This window comes from Martelella alba (assembly GCF_005217455.1).
Classification (GTDB): domain Bacteria; phylum Pseudomonadota; class Gammaproteobacteria; order Enterobacterales; family Enterobacteriaceae; genus Acerihabitans.
The window spans coordinates 379639-404149 of the sequence record NZ_SZPQ01000001.1; the positions used below are offsets into that span (position 1 = coordinate 379639).

Annotated in this window: 16 protein-coding genes; 13 read left to right on the forward strand and 3 right to left on the reverse strand. The window is 58.2% G+C overall.

The features are described from left to right. Nucleotides 1-355: 355 nt before the first annotated feature. On the forward strand, nt 356-1681 hold the full coding sequence (gene gudD, locus FCN80_RS01840; RefSeq protein ID WP_136988179.1) for a glucarate dehydratase: 1326 nt from the start codon (nt 356-358) through the stop codon (nt 1679-1681). Nucleotides 1682-1829: 148 nt separating this feature from the next. On the opposite strand, the gene garD is transcribed toward gudD, so the two are convergent. Continuing rightward, nucleotides 1830-3398, reverse strand: coding sequence for a galactarate dehydratase (garD, locus tag FCN80_RS01845; protein WP_136988180.1), 1569 nt, complete (start codon nt 3396-3398; stop codon nt 1830-1832). A 542-nt stretch (nt 3399-3940) separates the two neighbouring features. Here garD and FCN80_RS01850 point away from each other — a divergent pair. The 4 genes from FCN80_RS01850 to FCN80_RS01865 all read left to right on the forward strand — a co-directional run bounded on the left by FCN80_RS01850 (nt 3941) and on the right by FCN80_RS01865 (nt 8272). Further along, entirely contained in the window at nt 3941-5272 is a 1332-nt protein-coding gene (locus FCN80_RS01850) for an MFS transporter (protein WP_136988181.1), read from the forward strand. A gap of 61 nt (nt 5273-5333) precedes the next feature. Continuing rightward, entirely contained in the window at nt 5334-6104 is a 771-nt protein-coding gene (garL, locus tag FCN80_RS01855; RefSeq protein ID WP_136988182.1) for a 2-dehydro-3-deoxyglucarate aldolase, read from the forward strand. Nucleotides 6105-6142: 38 nt separating this feature from the next. Further along, nucleotides 6143-7045 (forward strand): 2-hydroxy-3-oxopropionate reductase, encoded by a 903-nt coding sequence (gene garR / locus FCN80_RS01860; protein ID WP_136988183.1) that lies wholly within the window; start codon nt 6143-6145, stop codon nt 7043-7045. A gap of 84 nt (nt 7046-7129) precedes the next feature. Continuing rightward, nucleotides 7130-8272, forward strand: coding sequence for a glycerate kinase (locus FCN80_RS01865; RefSeq protein WP_136988184.1), 1143 nt, complete (start codon nt 7130-7132; stop codon nt 8270-8272). Nucleotides 8273-8360: 88 nt separating this feature from the next. Here the strand turns inward: FCN80_RS01865 and barA are convergent, their stop codons facing one another. After that, nucleotides 8361-11111, reverse strand: coding sequence for a two-component sensor histidine kinase BarA (barA, locus tag FCN80_RS01870; RefSeq protein WP_136988185.1), 2751 nt, complete (start codon nt 11109-11111; stop codon nt 8361-8363). A gap of 56 nt (nt 11112-11167) precedes the next feature. Between barA and rlmD the strand changes: the two genes are divergently transcribed. The 6 genes from rlmD to queE all read left to right on the forward strand — a co-directional run bounded on the left by rlmD (nt 11168) and on the right by queE (nt 20362). Beyond that, on the forward strand, nt 11168-12502 hold the full coding sequence (gene rlmD / locus FCN80_RS01875) for a 23S rRNA (uracil(1939)-C(5))-methyltransferase RlmD (protein WP_136988186.1): 1335 nt from the start codon (nt 11168-11170) through the stop codon (nt 12500-12502). 9 nt (nt 12503-12511) lie between these two features. Continuing rightward, on the forward strand, nt 12512-14749 hold the full coding sequence (gene relA, locus FCN80_RS01880; RefSeq protein WP_136988187.1) for a GTP diphosphokinase: 2238 nt from the start codon (nt 12512-12514) through the stop codon (nt 14747-14749). 1 nt (nt 14750) lies between these two features. After that, on the forward strand, nt 14751-15554 hold the full coding sequence (mazG, locus tag FCN80_RS01885; RefSeq protein ID WP_136988188.1) for a nucleoside triphosphate pyrophosphohydrolase: 804 nt from the start codon (nt 14751-14753) through the stop codon (nt 15552-15554). 250 nt (nt 15555-15804) lie between these two features. After that, complete coding sequence (gene pyrG, locus FCN80_RS01890; RefSeq protein ID WP_136988189.1) at nt 15805-17442, forward strand: glutamine hydrolyzing CTP synthase; 1638 nt, start codon at nt 15805-15807, stop codon at nt 17440-17442. Between the two features lie 83 nt (nt 17443-17525). Further along, nucleotides 17526-18827 carry a phosphopyruvate hydratase gene (eno, locus tag FCN80_RS01895; protein ID WP_136988190.1) on the forward strand — a complete coding sequence of 434 codons (1302 nt, stop codon included), beginning with the start codon at nt 17526-17528 and terminating at the stop codon, nt 18825-18827. An 863-nt stretch (nt 18828-19690) separates the two neighbouring features. Next, nucleotides 19691-20362 carry a 7-carboxy-7-deazaguanine synthase QueE gene (queE, locus tag FCN80_RS01900; RefSeq protein WP_136988191.1) on the forward strand — a complete coding sequence of 224 codons (672 nt, stop codon included), beginning with the start codon at nt 19691-19693 and terminating at the stop codon, nt 20360-20362. A 9-nt stretch (nt 20363-20371) separates the two neighbouring features. On the opposite strand, the gene queD is transcribed toward queE, so the two are convergent. Next, entirely contained in the window at nt 20372-20737 is a 366-nt protein-coding gene (gene queD, locus FCN80_RS01905; protein ID WP_136988192.1) for a 6-carboxytetrahydropterin synthase QueD, read from the reverse strand. Between the two features lie 271 nt (nt 20738-21008). Between queD and cysJ the strand changes: the two genes are divergently transcribed. Both cysJ and cysI read left to right on the forward strand, forming a co-directional pair. Next, nucleotides 21009-22811, forward strand: coding sequence for an NADPH-dependent assimilatory sulfite reductase flavoprotein subunit (gene cysJ, locus FCN80_RS01910; RefSeq protein ID WP_136988193.1), 1803 nt, complete (start codon nt 21009-21011; stop codon nt 22809-22811). Then, complete coding sequence (gene cysI / locus FCN80_RS01915) at nt 22811-24511, forward strand: assimilatory sulfite reductase (NADPH) hemoprotein subunit (RefSeq protein ID WP_136988194.1); 1701 nt, start codon at nt 22811-22813, stop codon at nt 24509-24511. Before cysJ ends, cysI begins: the two co-directional genes overlap by 1 nt.

Here is a 24511-nt window from a genome sequence, read left to right on the forward strand (position 1 = left end):
GCAAAGCGGATTGCCCCTCATCCCCAGGATGACGGCCAAACCCATTGCGGCGAAACCGCGAATACGTGTGGCAAAGTATATGTTGCATGGGTTATCGGCACATTGTGCTTTTGACTGAATGCATGGCAGGCAAGACGGGGAGTTTTTTGGCGTCGGAACAGCATGGTGTGATTGCAGTCACTTTATCTCATTTCACAAGGCAAAATGGCGGCGTTAAGGGATTGTCGCCGAGAGAAAGTCCTCAGGCTTGGGCAGTTGCACAGTGTTCAGCGCCACAACGCGCGCTATAGTCATTCTCGTAGAATCTCACGAGAAATGTCATGTTACGCAATGCATCGTCAGGAAAGGAAAAGTTATGACTCCCATAATCAATGGCATGAAAGTCATCCCCGTCGCCGGTCATGACAGTATGTTATTAAATCTCAGCGGCGCGCACGGTCCGTTTTTTACCCGCAATATTGTGATCCTGACCGATAACGCCGGCCATACCGGCGTCGGCGAGGTGCCCGGCGGCGAAAAAATACGCCAGACCCTGGAAGACGCGGCGGCGCTGGTGACAGGGCAGCCCTTGGGCGAATACCGCAATGTCATGCGTACCGTGCGGGAACGTTTTGCCGGGCGCGATGACGCCGGCCGCGGCCTGCAAACTTTCGACCTGCGTACCACCATCCATGTGGTAACCGGCATCGAAGCGGCGATGCTGGATTTGCTGGGGCAATTCCTCGAGGTGCCGGTGGCGGCCCTATTGGGCGAGGGGCAGCAACGGCAAGAGGTCGATATGCTGGGGTATCTGTTCTACGTCGGCGAACGTCAGCGCACGGATCTGGCCTACCGCAGCCAGCCCGACGCCCCGTGCGACTGGTACCGCCTGCGCCATGAAGCGGCGCTGGATCCGGCCGCCATCGTGCGTCTGGCTGAGGCCGCTCAAGACAAATACGGCTTTAACGATTTCAAACTCAAGGGCGGCGTCTTTCCCGGCGAACAGGAAGCCGAAGCGGTCACCGCGCTGGCCCGCCGGTTTCCCGACGCGCGCATCACTCTTGACCCGAATGGCGCCTGGTCGCTGGATGAGGCGATCGGGCTGGGGAAACAGCTAGGCGGCGTGCTGGCTTACGCCGAGGATCCTTGCGGCGCCGAACAAGGCTACTCCGGCCGCGAGGTTATGGCGGAATTCCGGCGGGCCACCGGCCTGCCGACGGCAACCAACATGATAGCCACCGACTGGCGGCAGATGCATCATGCCATTGCCTTGCAATCGGTGGATATTCCGCTGGCGGACCCGCATTTCTGGACCATGCAGGGCTCGGTGCGCGTCGCCCAGCTGTGTCATGAGTGGGGGCTGACCTGGGGGTCGCATTCCAATAACCATTTCGATATATCACTGGCGATGTTTACCCATGTGGCCGCCGCGGCGCCGGGACGGATCACGGCTATCGACACCCACTGGATCTGGCAGGAAGGCGAGGAACGGTTAACCAAAGAACCCCTGCGCATCGTCGGGGGTAAGGTCAAGGTACCCCAAGGCCCCGGACTGGGCATCGAGCTGGATATGGAACGGGTCATGCAGGGCAACGCGCTTTACCGGCAACACGGACTGGGTGCGCGGGATGACGCCCAAGCCATGCAATACCTGATACCGGGCTGGCGGTTTGACAACAAGCGGCCGTCGCTGGCGCGCTGATGACCCATGATAAACCCGACGTGGGCCGGGATTTTCCGGCCCACGTCGGGTTTATCCCTTACATTCAACAAACAACATGAAAGACGTTTGCCGGAATCAGGGCGATAGGGTCAATAGCGGACCGGCATCGCCGGTCCAGGGCGGCCGATCAGGTTACCGGCGCCGGGTTGAAGACCGACAGGGCATTGTGAATTCCCCATTGATCGGACCAGGTCTTTTTGCGATTGCTGGCGATATCCAGAATAAAATGGAACAACTGCCAGCCGACGTCCTCAATGGTCGCCTCGCCTGTGGCGATGGTGCCGGCGTTGATATCCATCAGGTCGAACCAGCGGTCCGCCAGGGCGGTACGGGTCGCCATTTTGATAACCGGTATCGCCGCCAGGCCATAGGGTGTGCCGCGGCCGGTGGTAAAGACCTGAAGGGTAATGCCGGAGGCCAGTTGCTGCGTGCCGCAGACGAAATCGCTGGCCGGCGTGGCGGCATAAATCAAACCGCGTTTGGTGGGGCGCTGCCCCGGCGATAACACTTCGACGATGGCGCTGGTTCCGGATTTGGCGATGGAGCCCAAAGCCTTTTCCACGACATTGGCCAAACCGCCTTTTTTATTGCCGGGGGAGGGGTTGGCGCTGCGATCGGTTTGCCCGTTGCTCAGATAGTTGTCATACCAGGCCATTTCCTCCAGTAATCGGCGGCCCACCTGTTCATCGGCGGCCCGGGGCGTCAGCAGATGGATGGCGTCCCGCACTTCGGTGACTTCGGAGAACATCACCGTGGCGCCGCAACGCACCAGCAGGTCGGCGGCATATCCCACCGCCGGGTTGGCCGTGACGCCGGAAAACGCGTCGCTGCCGCCGCATTGCAGACCCACCACCAGATCCGACGCCGGACAGGTTTCCCGCCGGCGGGCATTCAGACGCTGCAAATGCCCATCGGCCACCGCGAGAATGTCGTCGATCATGGACTTGAACCCCACATGTTTCTCGTCTTGCAGGCGCACGATACTCGTGCCCTCCAGAGAAATGGGGGTGGTATCGCCGGCGTTCTCCAATAGTCGTTCCGGTTGCAGTTTCTCGCAGCCCAGGCCAATCACCATCACTTCACCGCCGAAATTCGGATTTAGCGCGATATTATGTATGGTGCGGATAGGCACGATGGCGGCGGGGGCATTGATGGCCACACCGCAGCCGTAAAGATGGTTCAGGCCGACCACGCCATCGACATTGGGGTACTTGGGCAGCAAATCCCGCTCGATAAGTTTAACGGCAAACTCCACCACGCCAGCCACGCAATGAACGCTGGTGGTGATGCCCAGCAGGTTTTTGGTGCCGACGCTGCCATCCGGATTACGGTAACCCTCGAAGGTATAACCCTCCAGGGGCGGCAGGGGCGCGGGAACCTTGGTGGCCAGCGGCAGCGTCTCCAGCGGCGGCGCCTCTGGCAGCACAACCAGGGATTCATCGATCCAACTGCCCCGCCGGATATCGCGGACCGCGTAACCGATGATTTCGCCATAGCGGATAATATCGCCGCCTTTGGCGATATCCCGCAAAGCGACTTTATGCCCCTGGGGAATATGCTCGACAAGTTCCAGACCGTCAGGAAAACGGGTACCGGCCGGCAGGCCGTTATCATTCACAATGATGGCGACATTATCGCTATCGTGAACTTTTATATACAGTGCGTTATCCGCATTGTGGGTGATAATTGATGACATGAATGTCTCCGCAAAGACGTCAGGGAGATTACCCTGCATATATTATGCCGCGGTTGCCTTGGCGATACCGGGCTCCCGGCCGTCGCGTCGTATGGGTATGACGCCGGTATCGGCATGGCGGGCCAAGCCGACGGATCCAGTATAAACGTAATCGCTGATGGGCGGCATTACGCAAACGCCCCGTTTTTCCCAGTCCTCAAAAGAAATTTTAGTGCGAATGCCATACCCCGCGTGATCGCCATTGGCTTTACGTCTGCTATCGGCTCCGTCAGTAACGTGATAAAGGGCGGGTTACATCGTCGCTATGCCTGAAAATAATCCTTTCGTACCGTTGATAATTGGGCGGATGCATAATGTTATTTCCATTGGCAGTTTTTATACTGATGGTGTTTGGGACAATTGACGAATTTCATTCATTCCGGACAGTGAATGTCATAGCTAAATAGAGGGCCGCTTTGGCAAAAATTAAGCATTCCCTTCAATAAGGATAACGAAAAATAGCGCAGTTTATTTTTAACCGCCCCTTTGATAGAGCATAATTTATGAGCACAACTCCTCTGACTCAAAATAAAACGACTACGCATGTACGTTACTTCATATTACTGATCATATTCCTGGTCACTGCGGTAAATTATGCCGACCGTGCCACGATGTCTATCGCCGGCAGTAATGTCGCCAAGGATCTTCATCTGGATGCCGTACAGATGGGCGAAATCTTCTCGGCTTTCGGCTGGGCTTATCTGGTCATGCAAATCCCGGGCGGTTGGCTGCTCGATCGTTTCGGCTCCAAGCGCGTTTACACCTATAGTCTGTTTTTCTGGTCGCTGTTTACCTTCCTGCAAGGATTTGTCGGCTGGTTCCCCTTAGCGTATGGCGCAATGACCCTGTTTGTGCTGCGGTTTATGCTGGGCTTTTCCGAAGCGCCGTCTTTCCCGGCCAACGCCCGAATCGTCGCCGCCTGGTTCCCCACGCGGGAGCGTGGCACCGCATCGGCGATTTTCAATTCCGCGCAGTATTTTTCGCTGGCCATTTTTTCCCCTTTGCTGGGTTGGCTCACTTACGCCTTCGGCTGGGAACATGTCTTCACCGTCATGGGGATTGTCGGCTTTGTCTTGACGCTGCTCTGGATAAAATACCTGCATAATCCCCATCAGCACCCCCGCGTATCGCGCAACGAGCTGGAACACATCGCCGCCGGCGGGGCGGTGGTGGATATGGACTCGGCGGGGGCCAAACGGCAGGACGGGCCGAAATGGGCGTATATCCGCCAGATGCTCACCAACCGCATGATGCTCGGGGTGTTTTTCGGCCAATATTTTATCAACAGTATCACCTGGTTTTTCCTGACCTGGTTCCCGATCTATCTGGTGCAGGAACGGGGCATGTCGATTCTGAAAGTCGGTCTGGTGGCATCCATTCCTGCCTTGTGCGGGTTTGCCGGCGGGGTACTGGGCGGCGTGAGCTCCGACTACCTGCTTAAACGCGGATTCAGCCTGACCGCGGCACGCAAAATCCCGATCGTCGCGGGAATGCTGCTGGCCACCAGCGTCATTTTGTGTAATTACACCAATAACACTGCGGTCGTGGTGGCGCTGATGGCCCTGGCATTCTTCGGCAAGGGCTTCGGCGCGCTGGGGTGGCCGGTTATCTCCGATACCGCGCCGAAGGAAATCGTCGGCCTGTGCGGCGGGGTTTTCAATGTTTTCGGCAATGTGGCCTCCATTGTCACGCCGCTGGTGATCGGCTATCTGGTCAAAAGCCTGCATTCGTTCAATATGGCGTTGATCTTCGTGGGTTGCTCGGCCTTGGCGGCCATGTTGTGCTACCTGGTGGTGGTCGGCGAAATCAAGCGGCTGGAATTGATAAAGTCTTGATGACGAGGAGGGCCGCGCGTTAATGCGCGTGCCTGTTCTGTTTCTTTGCAAGAGGTTGATTATGAATAATCCATTACTGCCAAACCGTTTTCGCCAGCGTTTGTTGCAGGGCGATACCCTGATCGGTTGCTGGTGCGCGCTGGCGAATCCCATCACAACCGAGGTTCTGGGACTGGCGGGCTTTGACTGGCTGGTATTGGACGGCGAACATGCCCCCAATGACGTGACGACCTTTATTCCGCAACTGATGGCGCTCAAAGGGGGACACAGCGCGCCGGTGGTCCGTCCGCCCACCAATGAACCGGTGATTATCAAACGATTACTGGATATCGGTTTCTACAATTTCCTCATTCCCTTCGTGGAAACCGGGGAACAGGCTTTACGGGCGGTGTCCTCCACCCGTTACCCGCCGGCGGGCATTCGCGGCGTGTCGGTTGCCCACCGCAATAACAACTATGGCACCGTGCCGGACTATTTCGCCCAAATCAACGACAACATCACGGTTTTGGTGCAAATCGAAAGCCAGGAGGGGGTCGACAACCTGGATGATATCGCCGCCGTCGAGGGCGTGGATGGTATTTTCGTCGGACCTGGGGATTTATCGGCGGCGCTCGGCTATATCGGCCAGCCCAATCATCCGGAGGTCCAGCGCGTCATTCGGCAGATCTTTGAACGCGCCGCCGCCCATGGCAAAGCGAGCGGCATCCTGGCGCCGGCGGAAGCCGATGCCCGTCGCTATCTGGAGTGGGGAGCGCGGTTTGTGGCGGTCGGCAGCGATCTCGGCGTTTTCCGCGCCGGCACCCAGGCCCTCTGCGACAAATTCAAGCAATAACCGTCGGGGCGCGATAGCCGCGTCCGTCTTTTTTACTGATGCAAGAGGTCACAGGAATGAAAATCGGATTTATCGGCTTGGGCATAATGGGCAAACCCATGAGCAAAAACCTGCTGAAAGCGGGTTATGCGCTGGTGGTGCTGGATCGTAACCAGGATGCGGTGGCGGAAGTCGTCGCTGCGGGCGCCGAGCAAGCCGCCACGCCAAAAGCCGTCGCCGAACTGTGCGACATTGTGATTACCATGTTGCCTAACTCCCCCCATGTCAAAGAGGTGGCGCTGGGAGAAAACGGCATCATCGAGGGCGCCCGGGCCGGCGCGGTGGTGATCGACATGAGTTCCATCGCGCCGTTGGCCAGCCGCGAAATCGCCGCCGAACTGGCCAAAAAGAACGTGGCCATGCTGGATGCGCCGGTGAGCGGCGGCGAACCCAAGGCGATCGACGGTACGCTGTCGGTAATGGTAGGCGGTGATAAGGCGATTTTTGAGCGCCATTTCGACATTTTGAAAGCCATGGCCGGTTCAGTCGTTCATACTGGTGATATCGGCGCGGGTAACGTCACCAAACTGGCCAATCAGGTCATCGTCGCGGTGAACATCGCCGCCATGTCGGAAGCCCTGGTGCTGGCCACCAAGGCCGGCGTTGAACCGGAGCTGGTTTTTCAGGCCATCCGCGGCGGCCTGGCCGGCAGCACCGTGCTGGATGCCAAAGCGCCAATGGTGTTGGATCGGAATTTCAAGCCCGGTTTCCGCATCGACCTGCACATTAAGGATCTGGCCAACGCCCTTGATACCTCCCATGGCGTCGGCGCCCAATTGCCGTTAACCGCGGCGGTAATGGAAATGATGCAGGCATTGAAACAAGATGAACTCGGTACGGCGGATCATAGCGCGCTTGCCCGCTACTATGAAAAATTAGCCAAGGTTGAAGTCAAACGCTAGCCGAATGGTCGGGCGCCAACCGGCGTCCTTCCCGGCGGCGCATGAGAATTTTGCCGGCTCCGGCTCAACAGGCATAGGTAGTCTATGAAAATAGTAATCGCACCGGATTCTTATAAAGAAAGCTTGTCTGCGCTGGATGTCGCAACGCAGATTGAAAAGGGATTTCGCGAGGTTTTCCCCGATGCCCGCTACGTGAAGTTGCCGGTTGCGGATGGCGGCGAAGGAACCGTGGAGGCAATGGTGGCGGCCACCGGCGGAGAAATCGTCAAGATGCGGGTCACCGGGCCGCTGGGCGAACCGGTGGAGGGATTTTTCGGTTTATCCGGCGATAAAGAAAGCGCTTACATCGAGATGGCCGCCGCCAGCGGACTGGAACTGGTGCCGGTCGGCGATCGCAACCCGTTGCTGACCACGTCTTACGGCACGGGGGAGTTGATCCGTTGCGCGCTGGATCACGGGGTCAAACGCTGCATAATCGGCATCGGCGGTAGCGCCACCAACGACGGCGGCGCCGGTATGGTCCAGGCCCTGGGCGGCCGCTTACTGGACGCCGACGACGAACAGATAGGCTTTGGCGGCGGCCAGTTGGAAAAACTGGCGCGCATTGATATCGAAAATCTGGATCCGCGTATCCACACCTGCCGTTTTGAGGTGGCCTGCGATGTTACCAGCCCGCTCACCGGCCGGGACGGGGCCACGGCGATATTCGGTCCCCAGAAAGGCGCCACGACGGCCATGATAGAACAACTGGACGCGGCGCTGCGGCATTACGCCGAGGTTATCAAGCACGATTTGGATAAAGACGTCGCCGATATTCCCGGCGCCGGCGCCGCCGGCGGCATGGGAGCGGGATTGCAGGCCTTCTGCGGCGCGGAACTGCGCAAGGGCATCGAAATCGTCACGGAGGCGCTGGGGTTGGACGCCTTGGTGCGCGATGCGGATCTGGTCATTACCGGCGAGGGACGCATCGACAGCCAGACCATTCACGGCAAGGTCCCTATCGGTGTGGCCCGGGTGGCCAAACGTTACAATAAACCGGTGATTGGCATAGCCGGCAGCCTGACCGCCGATGTGGATGTCGTGCATCAGCACGGCCTGGATGCGGTTTTCAGTGTGCTTTACCAGATTTGCACCTTGCAACAAGCGTTGGACAATGCGGCGGAGAACGTCCGGAAAACCGCCAGGAATATCGCCGCGACGATTAAACTGGCGCAACACCTTCCCTGAAAACGGCGTCAGCAACGCGCCCCGCCGCCGGCAACGGCTTCGGCCGGACGGCGAACGATGAAACGCGGCCGCGCCGCCGGGCCGTGGCTCAGTCGTTGATAAAGGGTTCTGAAGCCAGGGTGACATTTTCGATCTCATCAAGCATTTCCAGCCATTCCGGCTCCAGCTCCGCCGCGCCGACCCCGGCGCGCAACTGGCGTTCGATATCGGCGCACAACCGTCCCAGGCGCGGTACGCCGCTGTAACTGCAACTGCCGCGCAATTTATGGATCAACGCGCCGATATCGCCGTCTTCATTGCCCGCCAGTATCCCTTCAACCCGCTGTTTCACCTCGGCAAGGAACGCCACCAGCATGGTGAGCAGATCTTTGGCCAAATCGGCTTTGTTGGCGGATTGGCGTAAGGCCAACCGCCAGTCCAGCGTGGCATCCTGGGCGAGGTGTCCGTCTTCCGGCGCCGCCGCGGCCGGTTCGGGCTGATCGTCGGCGTTGGTAAAGCGCGCCAGCAGACGTCCCAGAATGGTTTCATCAATGGGTTTGGCGAGATAATCGTCCATGCCGGCCCGCAGCAGTGCCTCCCGCTCATTGCCGAGGGTATGCGCCGTCACCGCCACAATGGGCGTACCGGCGTGCAGGGGGAGACGCCGTAACAACTTTGCGGCGCGCAAGCCGTCGATTTCCGGCATCTGAATATCCATTAACACCAAATCCAGCGGATGCTGGCCGGCATAAGCCAGCGCCTCCCCTGCGCTACCGCATAAAACCGTTTTTACCACCTGCTCCTCCAGCAAGGCGCCGATGAGCTTGAGGTTTGCCGGATTATCATCCACCGCCATCACGGTCAGCGGCAGACGCGCGCGAACCGGCGGAACAATGACCGACGCGGCGGCCGGCCGGGGATGTTCGCGCAATAACGGCAGGAAACGGTTGGCGGAGATGGGCTTGGCCAGACAGGCGCAGGCGCCCATGCGTTTGATTTGTTCCGCCTCCACCATGGATTGGCTCGGCAACGCCAGAATGATGCACCCGGCCCGTTTCGCCGCTTCGGCCAATTCGCGTTTCACGTCGATAAGCGATGTGCGTTGGGTGACCGGCTTACCGATAAGCAGGATGTCGTAGCGTTCCGCCGGCAGCTGTTCCAGGTTTGGGCTGAAATCGACCTCCAGCGGCGTGGCGCTCAACATGTCCAGCGTGGCCTGCGCCGCGGCCGAATTGCTTTCCACATAAGCCAGACGTTTATGGCGCAGATGGGAGAAATCGGGCTCGCCTGCCCGGTCCGGCTCTTTTATCTGCAGGGGAATATGAAACCAGAACGAGGAGCCGCGATTGACTTCACTGCGAAAACCGATCTCGCCGCCCATTTCCCTGATGAGCTTCTGGGTTATCACCAGTCCCAACCCGGTGCCGCCGTGGCGGCGGGTGATACTGGCGTCCGCCTGGCGGAAAGCTTGAAACAATTGCGATTGCTGCCGTTCGGAAATACCGATGCCGGTATCGTGAATCTGCACTTCCAGATCCATCTGCCGGCCATCCGCGGCTTGTTTTTCGATACGCAGATCAATATTGCCCTGTTCGGTGAATTTGATGGCATTGCCCAAAAGATTGGTCATCACCTGCTGTAGACGTAAAGGATCGCCTATCACCTGATCCGGCACGTCGCGCTGAACATTGATGGTGATTTCCAACCCTTTTTCATGCGCGGTCTGCGCCAGCAGAACCACGACTTCATCCAGCGTGGCGCGCAGGGCGAAAGGGATCGCCTCGAGAATCAGTTTACCGGCTTCGAGTTTGGAGAAATCCAACACGTCATTGATTATGCCAAGCAGATTATTGCCGGAACGTTCGATGGTTTGCAGATAATCCCGCTGAGTGGGCGACAGCGGCGTCTTGAGGGTTTGGCGGGTGAAACCGATTACTCCGTTTAACGGCGTGCGAAGCTCATGGGACATGTTGGCCAGAAATTCGGATTTGATGCGTACCGCTTCCTGGGCGCGCTTTTTTGCCAAATCCAGTTCGATGTTCTGGATTTCCATCTGTTCCAGCGTTTCGCGCAGATCGGAGGTGGCCTGGTCGATATTTTGCTGCATTTCCTCATGGTAGGCCGCCAGCGACACGGCCATGGCATTGATGCCGTTTTTCAGCATATCCAGTTCCCCCAGCATGTGGCCTTCCACCCGGCTGTCCAATTGACCTCGGCGGATTTTATCGACGGTACTGACCATGTTGCGGATAGGCCCGGTAACATCGCGCATCAGCCGGTAGGCGAACAGCATGGCGATGCACAGGCAGAGCAACAGCAGCAGGGTGGAAACGAACGCCTCCTTATATTGCTGAAGGCGGACGGCGTCCAGATCCAGGTCGATGGCGATATAGCCCAGCGGGACGGCCGGTCCCTCGGCTTGATGCGGCATGTCGGGCAATTTATCCTCGGCGATGATCGGCGCGCGCATCACCAGCATCCCGGCGCTTCGCGCCAAAGTCAGACTGCGGGGCAACGGCGCGCCCGGCGGCAATTGCATCCGGCTGAGATTGTCGCGGTAGTTGGAGGTGACAAACAGGGTATTGGCGGCGTCGTACACGCTGATGGACCGGACGATATCGGAGTGATGACGGTGCAGCAGGTTAACCAGGCGGCCCACTGTCTCCCGGTTGCGGGATGTCATGCCGTTGACGCTGGACACCGCCAGCGGTTCGATGATGCTGGCCCCGGCTGAAACCAACTGGTTTTGCAGTTCATTGTACCGGTGGATAACAAAAAAGGCGCTGAGCAGCAAACCTATCAATAATGTTGGCGCCAGAATCAGGATCATCATCCTGGCGCGCAAGCTGTATTTGGTCATAACGTTCCAATATGGGAGAATGACTGTAGGCGAATCAATATCCATAACCGGCTACTATGGCGCAATTCTACTCCGCAAACCGTCGCGTGGCGACCCGGCAGACGCTCACCGTCGTCTGCCACGACCTGGATGTTTTTGGTCAAGGCGTGGCGAAGCATCAGGGCAAGACCTTGTTTATCGGCAACTTGTTGCCCGGCGAGCAGGCCGAGGTGCGCGTCACCGAGGACCGGCGACAATACGGTCGCGCCAGCGTGGTTACACGATTGAGCGACAGCCCGGACCGGGTGGCGCCCCGTTGTCCCCATTTCGGCGTGTGCGGCGGCTGCCGGCAACAACATGCTTCTTCGGACCTGCAACAGCGTAGCAAGGCGGCGGCGTTGGAACGGTTGCTGGCGCGTGAAACCGGCGTCGCGACCCCGGTATCCGTGCGTATCGGCGGGCCGGCTTACGGCTACCGGCGTCGGGCCCGCCTTTCGCTGGTCTATCGGCATAAATCGCGGCAACTGGAGATGGGCTACCGGCAGGAGAAGTCCGACGAGGTGGTGCCCATCCGGGCCTGCCCCATCCTGCGGCCGGAACTGGAGCGTTTGCTTGCGCCATTGCGCCGGTGTCTGGCCGAATTGCGGGCGGTGAGCCGCCTGGGCCACGCGGAGCTGGTACTGGCGGATAACGGTCCGCTGGCGGTGTTGCGCCATCTCGATCCCCTCGGCGCCGAAGACCGGCGTAGGCTGGCGGAGTTCGCCGAACGGGAAAACATCATGTTCTGGCTGGCGCCCGGCGGCGATGCGCTGGAATGTCTGCGCGGGGAACCGCCGGTCTATCATATTGAGGGTCTGCGCCTGAGGTTCAGCCCCCGCGATTTCATCCAGGTCAATGACGACGTCAACCGACAGATGGTCGCGCTGGCGCTGGACTGGCTGGACCCGCGGCCCGACGAACGGCGGCTGGATCTGTTTTGCGGCATGGGCAATTTCACCTTGCCGCTGGCGCGGCGCGGCGGACAGGTCATCGGCGTCGAAGGGGTTGCTGCGCTGGTGGCGAACGGGCAGTATAATGCTCAGCAAAATCTGCTGACCAATGTCGCATTTTTCCACGAGAATCTGGAAGCGGATGTGGCGAAACAACCCTGGGCCGCGGGAAAATTTGATAAAATCATAGTGGATCCGGCTCGCGCCGGCGCGCCGGGGGTGATGCCGTTGATCGCCGCCTGGTCCGCTCAACGGATTGTTTATGTCTCCTGTAACCCCGCTACGCTGGCACGGGACTGTACGGCGTTATTGGCGTCGGGGTATCGCCTGGCGCGCCTGGCTATGCTGGACATGTTTCCCCATAGCGGACATCTTGAGTCGATGGCGTTGTTTGTCAAAGAGACGGACGGCTTCGCCAAGTAGGGAGTGGATATGGTTGCGGTACGAAGTGCACATTTGAATACGGCGGGAGAGTTCGTTCCGGAAGATTGGGTCGCCAGTCTGGGGCTTTCCAACCCGCAGTCAAGTGAACGGCTGGCCGAAACCTGGCGCTATTGCGAACAGCAGTGCAAAGATCATCCGGCCGCCTCGCTGCTGCTGTGGCGCGGCATCGAAATGGTGGAAATCCTGTCCATGCTCAGCATGGACGGCGATAGCCTGTGCGCCGCGTTATTGTTTCCGCTGGCCGATAGCCAAGTGGTTTCGGAGGACGTGCTGGCCGAGCGGTTCGGCAAGAAAATCGTCGACCTGGTGCATGGCGTGCGGGATATGGACGCTATCCGCCAGCTCAAGGCCGCGCATAACGATACCATGGCGCCGGAGCAGGTGGATAACGTGCGGCGCATGCTGCTGGCCATCGTCGAGGATTTCCGCTGCGTGGTTATCAAACTGGCCGAGCGCATCGCCCATCTGCGGGAATTGAAGGATGCGCCGGAAGACGAACGCGTGCTGGCGGCCAAGGAAAGTTCCAATATCTACGCGCCGCTGGCCAACCGCCTGGGCATCGGTCAATTGAAGTGGGAACTGGAGGATTTCTGTTTCCGTTATCTCCATCCCGATGAGTACAAGCGCATCGCCAAACTGCTCCATGAGCGTCGTATCGATCGCGAGCAATATATTGAGGATTTCGTCGCCTCGCTGCGCAAAGCCATGCAGGAGGAGGGCCTGAAAGCCGAAATTTACGGCCGACCCAAGCATATTTACAGCATCTGGCGCAAAATGCAGAAAAAATCGCTGGAATTCGGCGAACTGTTCGATGTGCGCGCGGTGCGGATTGTGGTGGATCGTCTACAGGATTGCTATGCCGCGCTGGGTATCGTGCATACCCATTTCCGGCATTTGCCCGACGAATTCGACGATTACGTCGCCAATCCCAAGCCCAACGGCTACCAGTCCATTCACACCGTGGTGCTCGGCCCCGGCGGCAAGACGCTGGAGATTCAGATCCGCACCCGGCAAATGCACGAGGATGCGGAACTGGGCGTGGCCGCGCACTGGAAATACAAAGAAGGCGCCGCGGCCACCGTGGGGCGTTCTACCGGTTATGAGGAACGTATCGCCTGGCTGCGCAAATTGCTGGCCTGGCAGGAGGAAATGGCGGATTCGGGCGAGATCCTCGACGAGGTGCGAAGCCAGGTATTCGACGATCGGGTCTATGTGTTTACGCCTAAGGGCGACGTGGTCGATTTGCCGGCCGGCTCCACGCCGCTGGATTTCGCCTACCATATCCACAGCGATGTGGGGCATCGTTGCATCGGCGCCAAAATCAGCGGCCGCATCGTACCGTTCACCTATCAGCTGCGTATGGGCGATCAGGTGGAAATCATCACCCAGAAACATCCCAATCCCAGTCGGGACTGGCTCAATCCGAATCTGGGCTATGTGACCACCAGCCGCGGCCGGTCGAAAATCCACAATTGGTTTCGCAAACAGGATCGGGAAAAGAATATCCTGGCCGGCCGCCAACTGCTGGACGAGGAACTGGCGCATCTGGGCATTGGCATTAAGGAAGCGGAAAAGCTGCTGTTGCCGCGTTACAACGTCAACAGCCTGGATGAACTGCTGGCCTCCATCGGCGGCGGCGACGTGCGTATCAACCAGATGGTCAATTATCTGCAAGGTCGGCTGAACCAGCCGAGCGCCGAAGAACAGGACCGCGCCGCCCTAAAACAGCTGACCACCCAGAAAACCCCCGTCGTGCCCCGCAGCAAGGATAATGGCCGCGTGGTGGTGGAGGGTGTCGGCAATTTGATGCACCATATCGCCCGCTGCTGCCAGCCGATCCCCGGCGACGATATCGTCGGCTTTATCACCCGCGGGCGCGGCATTTCCATCCACCGCGCCGATTGTGAGCAACTGGCGGATTTGCAGGCCAATGCCCCGGAGCGCATCGTCGATGCGGTGTGGGGTGAAAGCTACTCCAGCGGCTATTCGCTGGTGGTCCGGGTGGTGGCCAATGATCGCAGCGGCCTGTTGCGGGATATCACCACCATTCTGGCCAACGAGAAAGTCAATGTCCTGGGCGTCGCCAGCCGCAGCGATGTCAAACAGCAACTGGCGACCATTGATATGGATATTGAAATTTACAATTTGCAGGTGCTGGGCCGGGTGCTGTCCAAATTGAATCAATTACCGGACGTCATCGACGCGCGCCGGTTGCATGGGGAATAACATGTCGGATCCGTTTTCCGCTCAGCAACGGCTGCTGGACATCATGACCCGTTTGCGTGATCCGCGGACGGGCTGCCCCTGGGATCGGCGCCAGACATTCGACAGCATCGCGCCCTATACGCTGGAGGAAACCTACGAGGTACTGGACGCCATTGCCCGCCGTGATTACGATGACCTGCGCGGCGAACTGGGGGATCTGCTGTTCCAGGTGGTATTTTACGCTGAACTGGCGCGGGAGCAGGGGTTGTTTTCCTTCGCCGATATCTGTCAGGCCATCAGCGATAAGCTGGAGCGGCGCCATCCGCATATTTTCCCCGACCCGCAAGGGCGGCTCGCCGCGCCCGCGCCCGGCCAATGGGAATCGCTTAAAGCGCGGGAGAGGGCCGAAAAGTCGCGGCCCTCGCCGCTGGACGATATTCCCGAGACGCTGCCGGCGCTGATGAAAGCGCAAAAAATCCAGCAGCGCTGCGCATCGGTGGGGTTTGACTGGACCCGCCTTGAACCGGTGGTGGACAAAGTTCGCGAAGAAATCGACGAGGTCCTGCAAGAAGTTCGTCGGCCGCAAATCGACGAAGACAAGCTGGAGGAAGAACTGGGCGATCTGCTGTTCGCCACGGTGAATCTGACGCGGCATCTGGGCAAAAAGGCCGAAACCGCGCTGCAAAAGGCCAACCGCAAATTCGCGGAGCGCTTCCGTCAGGTGGAGGCGTTGCTCAAGGCCGACGGTCTGGATTTGCCGGAGGCGTCCCTAGAGCAGATGGAAGACGCCTGGCGGCAGGTGAAACTGCGCGAACGCGATCGTTAACGGCGGCAAGGGGCCGTCGCCGGCTTCCCCTCCGTTTGCGACGGCCGGCGGCTTTCGACGACGTGCCCGGCGTGATTATCCGCGCTGCCGCACTGTGGTTCCTCGCCCCCGGCGGCCCGAGAGGGCGCCCTGTTTTGATTGGAATGCGGCCCGTTTTGCCAAAACGATCGTTTGTGGCGGATTGGCGCTTGAGGTATACTGTTTTCCCGTCTTGGTTATTCCGTCTTTACTCCACATTCTCAGGTTCAGCATGACGACTAATTATATTTTTGTAACCGGCGGGGTCGTTTCCTCATTGGGTAAAGGTATTGCCGCGGCCTCATTGGCGGCGATTCTCGAAGCCCGTGGTCTTAACGTAACCATCATGAAGCTGGATCCCTATATCAATGTGGATCCCGGCACTATGAGCCCGATCCAGCACGGCGAGGTTTTTGTCACCGACGACGGGGCGGAAACCGATCTGGACCTGGGGCATTATGAACGCTTCATCCGCACCAAAATGTCGCGGCGCAACAACTTCACCACCGGCCGCATCTACTCCGATGTGCTGCGCAAAGAGCGGCGCGGCGACTATCTCGGCGCCACCATTCAGGTCATCCCCCATATCACCAATGCCATCAAGGAGCGGATCATCGAAGGCGGCGAAGGCCACGATGTGGTGCTGGTGGAAATCGGCGGTACGGTGGGCGATATCGAATCTTTGCCGTTCCTTGAAGCCATCCGCCAAATGGCGGTGGATGTGGGACGCGAGCACACCCTGTATATGCACCTGACCCTGGTGCCCTATATGGCGGCCTCCGGCGAGGTGAAAACCAAGCCGACCCAGCACTCGGTCAAGGAACTGCTGTCCATCGGCATCCAGCCGGATGTGCTGATCTGCCGTTCCGATCGCTCGGTGCCCAATAACGAACGGGCAAAGATTGCTTTATTCTGCAATGTCCCTGAAAAAGCCGTAATATCCCTTAAAGACGTTGATTCGATTTATAAAATTCCGGCCCTCTTGAAATCCCAGGGGTTGGACGATTATATTTGTAAACGATTCAGCTTAGACTGCCCCGAGGCGGATTTGTCGGAATGGGAGCAGGTGATATATCAGCAAGCCAATCCCAACGGTGAAGTCACCATTGGCATGGTGGGCAAATATGTCGAACTGCCGGACGCCTACAAATCGGTGATCGAAGCGCTCAAGCATGCCGGGCTGAAAAATCGCCTGACGGTAAACATCAAGCTTATCGATTCACAGGATGTCGAGACCCGCGGCGTGGGCATTTTGAAGAATCTTGATGCGATTCTGGTGCCGGGCGGCTTCGGCTATCGTGGCGTGGAAGGCATGATCCTGACCGCGCAATACGCGCGGGAGAACAAAATCCCTTATCTCGGTATCTGCCTGGGCTTGCAGGTAGCGCTGATAGAATTCGCCCGGAACGTGGCGGGCATGGAAAACGCCAACTCCACCGAATTTGTGCCAGACTGTAGGTACCCGGTTGTGGCGCTGATTACCGAATGGCGCGATGAAAACGGCAATATCGAGAAACGCAGCGAGCAGAGCGATTTGGGCGGCACCATGCGTCTGGGCAGCCAGGCGTGCCAATTGACGGAGGGCAGCCGGGTGCGCGATTTGTACGGCGAGCCGACCATAATTGAACGCCATCGCCACCGTTATGAAGTCAATAATCTGCTATTGAAGCCGATTGAAGCCGCCGGCTTGCGCGTAGCCGGGTTGTCGGGCGATAACCAACTGGTGGAGATTATCGAATATGCCGATCACCCGTGGTTTGTGGCCAGCCAGTTCCATCCGGAGTTCACTTCGACGCCCCGTGACGGCCATCCGCTGTTCACCGGGTTCGTAAAGGCGGCCGGCGAGTATCAGAAGCGTCAAATGAAATAACAGGGTTACCGATAAGCGCGCCGCGCCTGGGCGCGCGGATCCGTTCAAGAATTTTTGGTTTAACTTGTACTGAGGAAACACGAATGTCCAAAATTGTAAAAATCATCGGCCGTGAAATCATCGACTCGCGCGGGAATCCGACTGTTGAAGCGGAAGTGCATTTGGAAGGGGGTTTTGTCGGTTTGGCCGCCGCGCCGTCGGGCGCGTCCACCGGCTCTCGCGAAGCGCTGGAACTGCGCGACGGGGATAAATCCCGTTTCATGGGCAAAGGCGTGACCAAAGCCGTGGGCGCCGTCAATGGCCCGATTGCCGAAGCGTTGCTGGGTAAAGATGCCAAAGATCAGGCCGCCCTCGACAAGATCATGATCGACCTTGACGGTACCGAAAACAAATCCAAGTTCGGCGCCAACGCCATTCTGGCGGTATCCCTGGCCGCCGCTAAAGCCGCTGCCGCCTCCAAGGGCATTCCCCTTTACGAACATATTGCCGAACTGAACGGCACCCCGGGTAAATTCTCGATGCCGTTGCCGATGATGAATATCATCAATGGCGGCGAACATGCCGACAATAATGTCGACATCCAGGAATTCATGATCCAGCCGGTTGGCGCCAAAACCTTGAAGGAAGCCGTCCGCATCGGTTCGGAAGTCTTCCATAATCTGGCCAAGGTTCTTAAATCCAAGGGCTTGAATACCGCCGTGGGCGACGAAGGGGGCTATGCGCCGAACCTGTCGTCCAACGCCGCCGCCCTGGAAGCCATCAAGGAAGCAGTGGAAAAAGCGGGCTATGTTCTGGGTAAAGATGTCACGCTGGCCATGGACTGCGCGTCTTCCGAATTCTACAACAAAGAATCCGGTAAATATGAAATGAAAGGCGAAGGCAAATCCTTCACCTCCGAAGAATTCACGCATTACCTGGAAGAACTGACCAAGGCCTATCCGATTAAATCCATCGAAGATGGCCAGGATGAATCCGACTGGAACGGTTTTGCATACCAGACCAAGGTGCTGGGGGACAAAATTCAGCTGGTGGGCGATGACTTGTTCGTGACCAACACCAAGATCCTTAAAGAAGGCATCGACAAGGGCATCGCCAATTCGATTCTGATTAAGTTCAACCAGATTGGCTCGCTGACCGAAACGCTGGCCGCCATCAAGATGGCCAAAGACGCTGGCTACACCACGATCATTTCCCATCGTTCCGGTGAAACCGAAGACGCCACCATCGCTGATTTGGCGGTAGGTACCGCGGCCGGCCAGATCAAGACCGGTTCCATGAGCCGCTCCGATCGCGTCGCCAAGTACAACCAGCTTATTCGCATCGAAGAAGCGCTGGGCGCCCGCGCGCCTTTTAACGGCCTGAAAGAAGTCAAAGGCCAGGCCTGATTTCGATTTGCGTTGCAACGCCCGGCAGATGCCTGCCGGGCCCTTAAATCAGGTCGATAAAAAACGGCAGTCGTGCAGACGCTGTTTTTTCCCCTTCTATAACCCGTGACACCTCAAACCGCCTCTTTGTTGGCTGCGTTGTTGGCTGCGTTCGATCACCCCAGTCACATCGTAATCTATGCTCTTGGGGAGGCATGAGAGACATCCTGTCTCTCACCGGAGGCCCGCCGTTGGCGGTTCAAATTCGTTCCCGACGAATTTGTCACTCACTTGCCGCCGCGACGCAACTCGACGTATTTAGGGTATAGCGTACCTATTGGTGAGCGTAAGCGGTTTAATCCGGGCATCACGAAACAAACATCAATCGTTTCATCATAAGCGAAAGGCGCGTTGGCCAAAATCCATAGCACGACAATAACATGTCAGCCCAGTTTGCCGGAGGGCAACATCGTCGAGTGTTTGGCTTTCGGCTTCAACGCCTCCTCATTTCCATAATAAGGCGTTTCGGAATAGAATTCCCCATCATCGGCGACACAGGGTTAATGAATATCTCTTTCAACGAATAACTCAATATTCTCTGTCGTCATTGAAGTGACCGGCACTGGGAATATATGAGTCCGGAAAAGAAAAGTATCCATTGTCTCATTTGCTCGTGAGCATTGTCTTATTCATAAATGGCCACCTACCTGACTCGCTGCTGTGGCCCGGTACCGGCGAGATGGGATTGGATGCGGGTAGGGTTACCCTTCTGGCTCGTCGCCGGCTTGCGGCGAGTCCCTGGATTGTAATGATATAAAGTTGGCCCATAGCGGCTAATCTGTAATAATCGGCGCCTTGAATGTTTAACTTTGATCGAGACCGTCATGCAGTATCCCCTTAACGAACTGTTCCAGACCTTGCAGGGTGAGGGATATTTCACCGGCGTGCCGGCTATCTTTATTCGCCTGCAGGGTTGTCCGGTCGGATGCAGTTGGTGTGATACCAAACATACCTGGCGGGTCGATCCCCGGCGGGAAATTCCGCCGGGCGAGATCCCGTTGAAAACCGGCGACAGCGACAGCTGGGCCGCGATCAGCGCGGAGGCCATGCTGGATCTTATCGCGCGGCAAGGCTATACCGCCCGCCATGTGGTGATCACCGGCGGCGAACCCTGTATTCATGACTTGCTGCCGTTGACTCAAATACTGGAACGGCGGGGCTTTCATTGCCAGATTGAAACCAGCGGCACACACCCTATCCGATGCAGCCCGCGGACCTGGGTCACGGTCTCGCCCAAGGTGGGAATGCGCGGCGCCTTGACGGTGTTGCCCGAGGCCTTGCGCCGCGCCGACGAAATCAAGCATCCGGTGGCGAGACTGCGCGATATTGAACGGCTGGACGCGCTGTTGGCCGTGCTTGACGATGAAAAGCCGCGGGTGATAGCCCTACAGCCAGTCAGCCGGAAAGACGATGCCACCCGGCTGTGCATCGATACCTGTATTGCCCGCAACTGGCGGTTATCGCTGCAAACTCATAAATACCTGAATATCGCCTAGCGGCGCAAATCAGTCCTCACCGCGATACAGACAGCCGGCGGTGCAGGTTTCCTTGACCGTTATGGCGCTAAGCTGCGGCAATTGCGGTTTCAATCGCGTCCAAATCCAGCGGGACAGTATTTCACTGGTAGGGTTTTCCAGACCGGGAATATCATTAAGATAGTAATGATCCAACTGCCGCAAGATCGGGTTGAATGCCGCCTTCAAATCGGCAAAATCCATGACCCAACCGGTATGGGGATCCACCGGGCCTTCGATTTCCACCCGCACCGTAAAGGAATGACCGTGCAGCCTGCCGCATTTGTGCCCGGCGGGGACATGCGGCAGCCGATGCGCCGCCTCGAAAGTGAAGTCTTTGAATAATGTGGTAACCACTTTAGGGCCTCATCAAAAAAACCAACGCCGCATGGTACAGAATTACGGCGGTGGATGCCATGGCATGGGCGGAAAAAGCCGCCGCCGTCCGCGCCGGAAGTTAATCACTTTAATCGATATGTTTAACCGCTATTATTCTTTAGGCTATTTGGTTATTAAATATTGCAATCACATCTTTTAGGAATGGCCCGGGCTGGGTAACCTTACAAACTCCGCGACTTCCCTAACATGGCACGGCCAAGCTGGTCAGCACAAGGACATGACAACTGCAATGACGACTCAGGTTCCACCCACGGCCTCACTCCCGCTGGATACGGCGCAATTGGCCCGTTTGCAAGCCGCCACCGGCGATTTATCCCCCTTGCAGATGGCCTGGCTATCCGGTTATTTCTGGGGACAAATCCAGCAACCCGCCGTTGTCCAGCCGGCCGCCGCGCCGCCGGCCGAGGCGCAACGCATCACGCTTATCAGCGCCTCCCAGACCGGCAACGCGCGTCGTCTGGCCGAGCAGTTGCGCGATGATGTGATCACGGCGGGACTGGATGTGACCCTTATCAATGCCGGAGAGTATAAATTCAAACACATCGGTCAGGAAAAGTGGCTGTTGATCATTGCCTCGACCCAAGGGGAGGGGGACCCGCCGGAAGAAGCGGTGGCCATGTACAAATACCTGTTCTCGAAAAAAGCGCCGCGTCTGGAGAACACCCATTTTGCGGTTTTCGGTCTGGGCGATACCTCCTATGCGCACTTTGCCAAGGTTGGCAAGGATTTCGACCGGCGCCTGGCGGAGTTGGGTGGGCACCGACTGCATGCGCGGGTGGATGCCGACGTGGAATATCAGGCGGCGGCCCAGGCGTGGCGCAAGGACATGGTGGCGTTGCTCAAGGAACGGGTGATACGGGAAACGCCGGCGGCCCTGGCGCAAACCCTCAGCGGAGCCGTGGATCAGCTCGATGCCGTGCCTTACGCCAAAGATCAGCCGCTGACGGCCGTTCTGGCGGTAAACCAGAAAATCACCAGCCGACAATCGGTAAAGGATGTCCGTCATCTGGAAATCGATTTGGGTGATGCCGGCCTGCGTTACCAGCCGGGCGATGCCCTCGGCGTCTGGTATGAAAACGACCCCGCGCTGGTGGAAGAGCTGGTGGCGTTGTTATGGCTTAAGGGTGACGAACCCGTGGCGCTGGGGGACGGTATGTTGCCGCTGACCGATGCGCTGCGCGCCCGGCTGGAACTGACCCAGAATACCCCGGTGATAGTCGGGAACTACGCCGCGCTGGCCCGGGATGAGGCGCTATTGGCCCTGGCGGCCGATAAAGCCGCGTTACAGCATTATGCCCATGCCACGCCCATAGTGGACATGGTGCGCCGGGCGCCGGCGGAACTGACGGCGCAACAACTGGTGGATTTGCTGCGGCCGTTGACGCCCAGATTATATTCCATCGCTTCGTCACAAGCCGAGGTGGGCGACGAAGTTCACATCACGGTGGGCGTGGTACGTTATGAGGTGGACGGGCGCGCCCGTACCGGCGGCGCGTCCGGCTATCTGGCCGATCGTCTGGCGCAAGACGAACAGGTGCGCGTTTTTATCGAGCGCAACGATAATTTCCGCCTGCCCGACAACGGCGATACGCCGATCATTATGATAGGACCCGGTACCGGTATCGCGCCATTCCGAGCCTTTATGCAACAGCGGGAGGCCGACGGCGCACGCGGCAAGAACTGGCTATTCTTCGGTAATCCGCATGCCACCGATGATTTTCTTTATCAGGTGGAATGGCAGCGTTATAAAAAGACGGGTCTGCTTAGCCGAATCGATCTTGCCTGGTCGCGTGATCAAGACCGGAAAATTTACGTTCAGGATCGTCTGCGCGAGCGCGGCGCGGATATCTGGGACTGGCTCCAGCAAGGGGCGCACCTGTATGTTTGCGGCGACGCCAACCTGATGGCGAAGGACGTCGAACACGCGTTGCTGGACGTCATTGCCGAACATGGCCATAAAGATATTGAGCAGGCCGATGAGTATTTAAATGATTTGCGTGTTGAGCGACGTTACCAGCGGGATGTCTACTAATGAGCGAAAACAAAGCCAATCCGCCGCTTTCCGATAACGAGCGGCTGAAAGGGCAAAGCAACTTCTTACGCGGCACTATCGCCGAGGATTTGGACGACCCGTTAACCGGTGGGTTTAACGGCGATAATTTTCAACTGATCCGCTTCCACGGCATGTATCAGCAGGATGACCGGGATCTGCGCGCCGAACGGGCCGAGCAGAAACTGGAGCCCCTTATCAATATGATGCTCCGTTGCCGTATGCCGGGCGGCATCGTGACGCCCGAACAGTGGCTGGCCCTGGATGCCTTCGCCGCCGAGCATACCCTCTACAGCAGCCTGCGTCTGACCTCGCGCCAGACCGTGCAACTGCACGGCATACTCAAGCGGCACCTGAAATCGGCGCACCAGATGTTGCATCGGGTCGGACTGGATTCCATCGCCACCGCCGGGGATGTCAATCGCAATGTGTTATGCACCGCCAATCCGGTGGAATCGGCGTTACATCAGCAGGCCTATGAATGGGCGAAAAAGATTTCCGAGCATCTCTTACCGAAAACCCGCGCCTATGCCGAAATCTGGCTGGATGGCAAGAAGAGCGAAACCACCGATAGCGAGCCGATCCTGGGGGCGGCTTATCTGCCCCGCAAATTCAAGACCACCGTGGTCGTGCCGCCGAACAATGATGTGGATTTGCACGCCAACGACCTGAACTTCGTCGCCATCGGCGAGGCGGGGCGGCTGGTGGGATTCAACGTGCTGGTGGGAGGCGGCCTGGCGATGACGCACGGCGATACCTCAACCTATCCGCGTACCGCCAGCGAGTTCGGATACATCCCGGCGGAGCACACCCTGGCTTTCGCCGAGGCGATTGTCGGTACGCAGCGCGACTGGGGCAACCGGTCCAATCGCAAGAACGCCAAAACCAAATATACCCTTGAACGCGTGGGTATCGAGGCTTTCAAAACGGAGGTGGAAAAACGCGCCGGTATTCGCTTTGCGCCGATTCGGCCCTATCAGTTTACCACGCGGGGCGACCGCTATGGCTGGATTAAGGGAGTGGAAAATCGCTGGCACCTCACGCTGTTTATCGAAAACGGCAGACTGGTGGATTATCCCGATCGTCCCTTGCGCTCCGGTATGGCGGAAATCGCCCGGATCCATAAAGGCGATTTTCGGCTGACCGCCAATCAGAATCTGGTTATCGCCGGCGTGAGCGCACGGGATAAGGCTAAAATCGAAAAGCTGGCCCGACAGTACGGCTTGCTTACGGATGGCGTCAGCGCGCAGCGCAAGGCGTCAATGGCCTGCGTGGCGTTTCCCACCTGCCCGCTGGCCATGGCCGAGGCGGAACGGTTTTTGCCGCAATTCGTCGACAAAGTGGAAAAAATCATGTCCGCGCATGGCCTGGAAAAAGACGATATCATCTTACGAGTAACCGGTTGCCCCAACAGTTGCGGCCGTTCCCTGCTGGCGGAAATCGGCCTGGTAGGCAAGGCCATCGGTCGCTATAACCTGTATCTGGGCGGCGATCGGATGGGGACGCGTATTCCCAGGATGTATCGGGAGAATATCACCGAAGACGAAATTCTGGCCGTCATTGATGAAACAACCGGCCGCTGGGCGGCCGAACGCCGATCAGGGGAAGGGTTTGGCGATTATGTGGTGCGCGCCGGCATTGTCAGACCCGTATGTGACCCGGCCCGCGATTTTCACCAATAA

Bases quoted from the DNA above. Each gene is read 5' to 3' on its own strand.
- garL (WP_136988182.1), top strand. From the start codon at position 5,334: ATGAATAATCCATTACTGCCAAACCGTTTTCGCCAGCGTTTGTTGCAG.
- eno (WP_136988190.1), top strand. From the start codon at position 17,526: ATGTCCAAAATTGTAAAAATCATCGGCCGTGAAATCATCGACTCGCGC.
- cysJ (WP_136988193.1), top strand. From the start codon at position 21,009: ATGACGACTCAGGTTCCACCCACGGCCTCACTCCCGCTGGATACGGCG.
- pyrG (WP_136988189.1), top strand. From the start codon at position 15,805: ATGACGACTAATTATATTTTTGTAACCGGCGGGGTCGTTTCCTCATTG.
- garD (WP_136988180.1), bottom strand. From the start codon at position 3,398: ATGTCATCAATTATCACCCACAATGCGGATAACGCACTGTATATAAAA.
- queE (WP_136988191.1), top strand. From the start codon at position 19,691: ATGCAGTATCCCCTTAACGAACTGTTCCAGACCTTGCAGGGTGAGGGA.
- cysI (WP_136988194.1), top strand. From the start codon at position 22,811: ATGAGCGAAAACAAAGCCAATCCGCCGCTTTCCGATAACGAGCGGCTG.
- garR (WP_136988183.1), top strand. From the start codon at position 6,143: ATGCAAGAGGTCACAGGAATGAAAATCGGATTTATCGGCTTGGGCATA.
- rlmD (WP_136988186.1), top strand. From the start codon at position 11,168: ATGGCGCAATTCTACTCCGCAAACCGTCGCGTGGCGACCCGGCAGACG.
- FCN80_RS01865 (WP_136988184.1), top strand. From the start codon at position 7,130: ATGAAAATAGTAATCGCACCGGATTCTTATAAAGAAAGCTTGTCTGCG.
- barA (WP_136988185.1), bottom strand. From the start codon at position 11,111: ATGACCAAATACAGCTTGCGCGCCAGGATGATGATCCTGATTCTGGCG.
- gudD (WP_136988179.1), top strand. From the start codon at position 356: ATGACTCCCATAATCAATGGCATGAAAGTCATCCCCGTCGCCGGTCAT.
- relA (WP_136988187.1), top strand. From the start codon at position 12,512: ATGGTTGCGGTACGAAGTGCACATTTGAATACGGCGGGAGAGTTCGTT.
- mazG (WP_136988188.1), top strand. From the start codon at position 14,751: ATGTCGGATCCGTTTTCCGCTCAGCAACGGCTGCTGGACATCATGACC.
- FCN80_RS01850 (WP_136988181.1), top strand. From the start codon at position 3,941: ATGAGCACAACTCCTCTGACTCAAAATAAAACGACTACGCATGTACGT.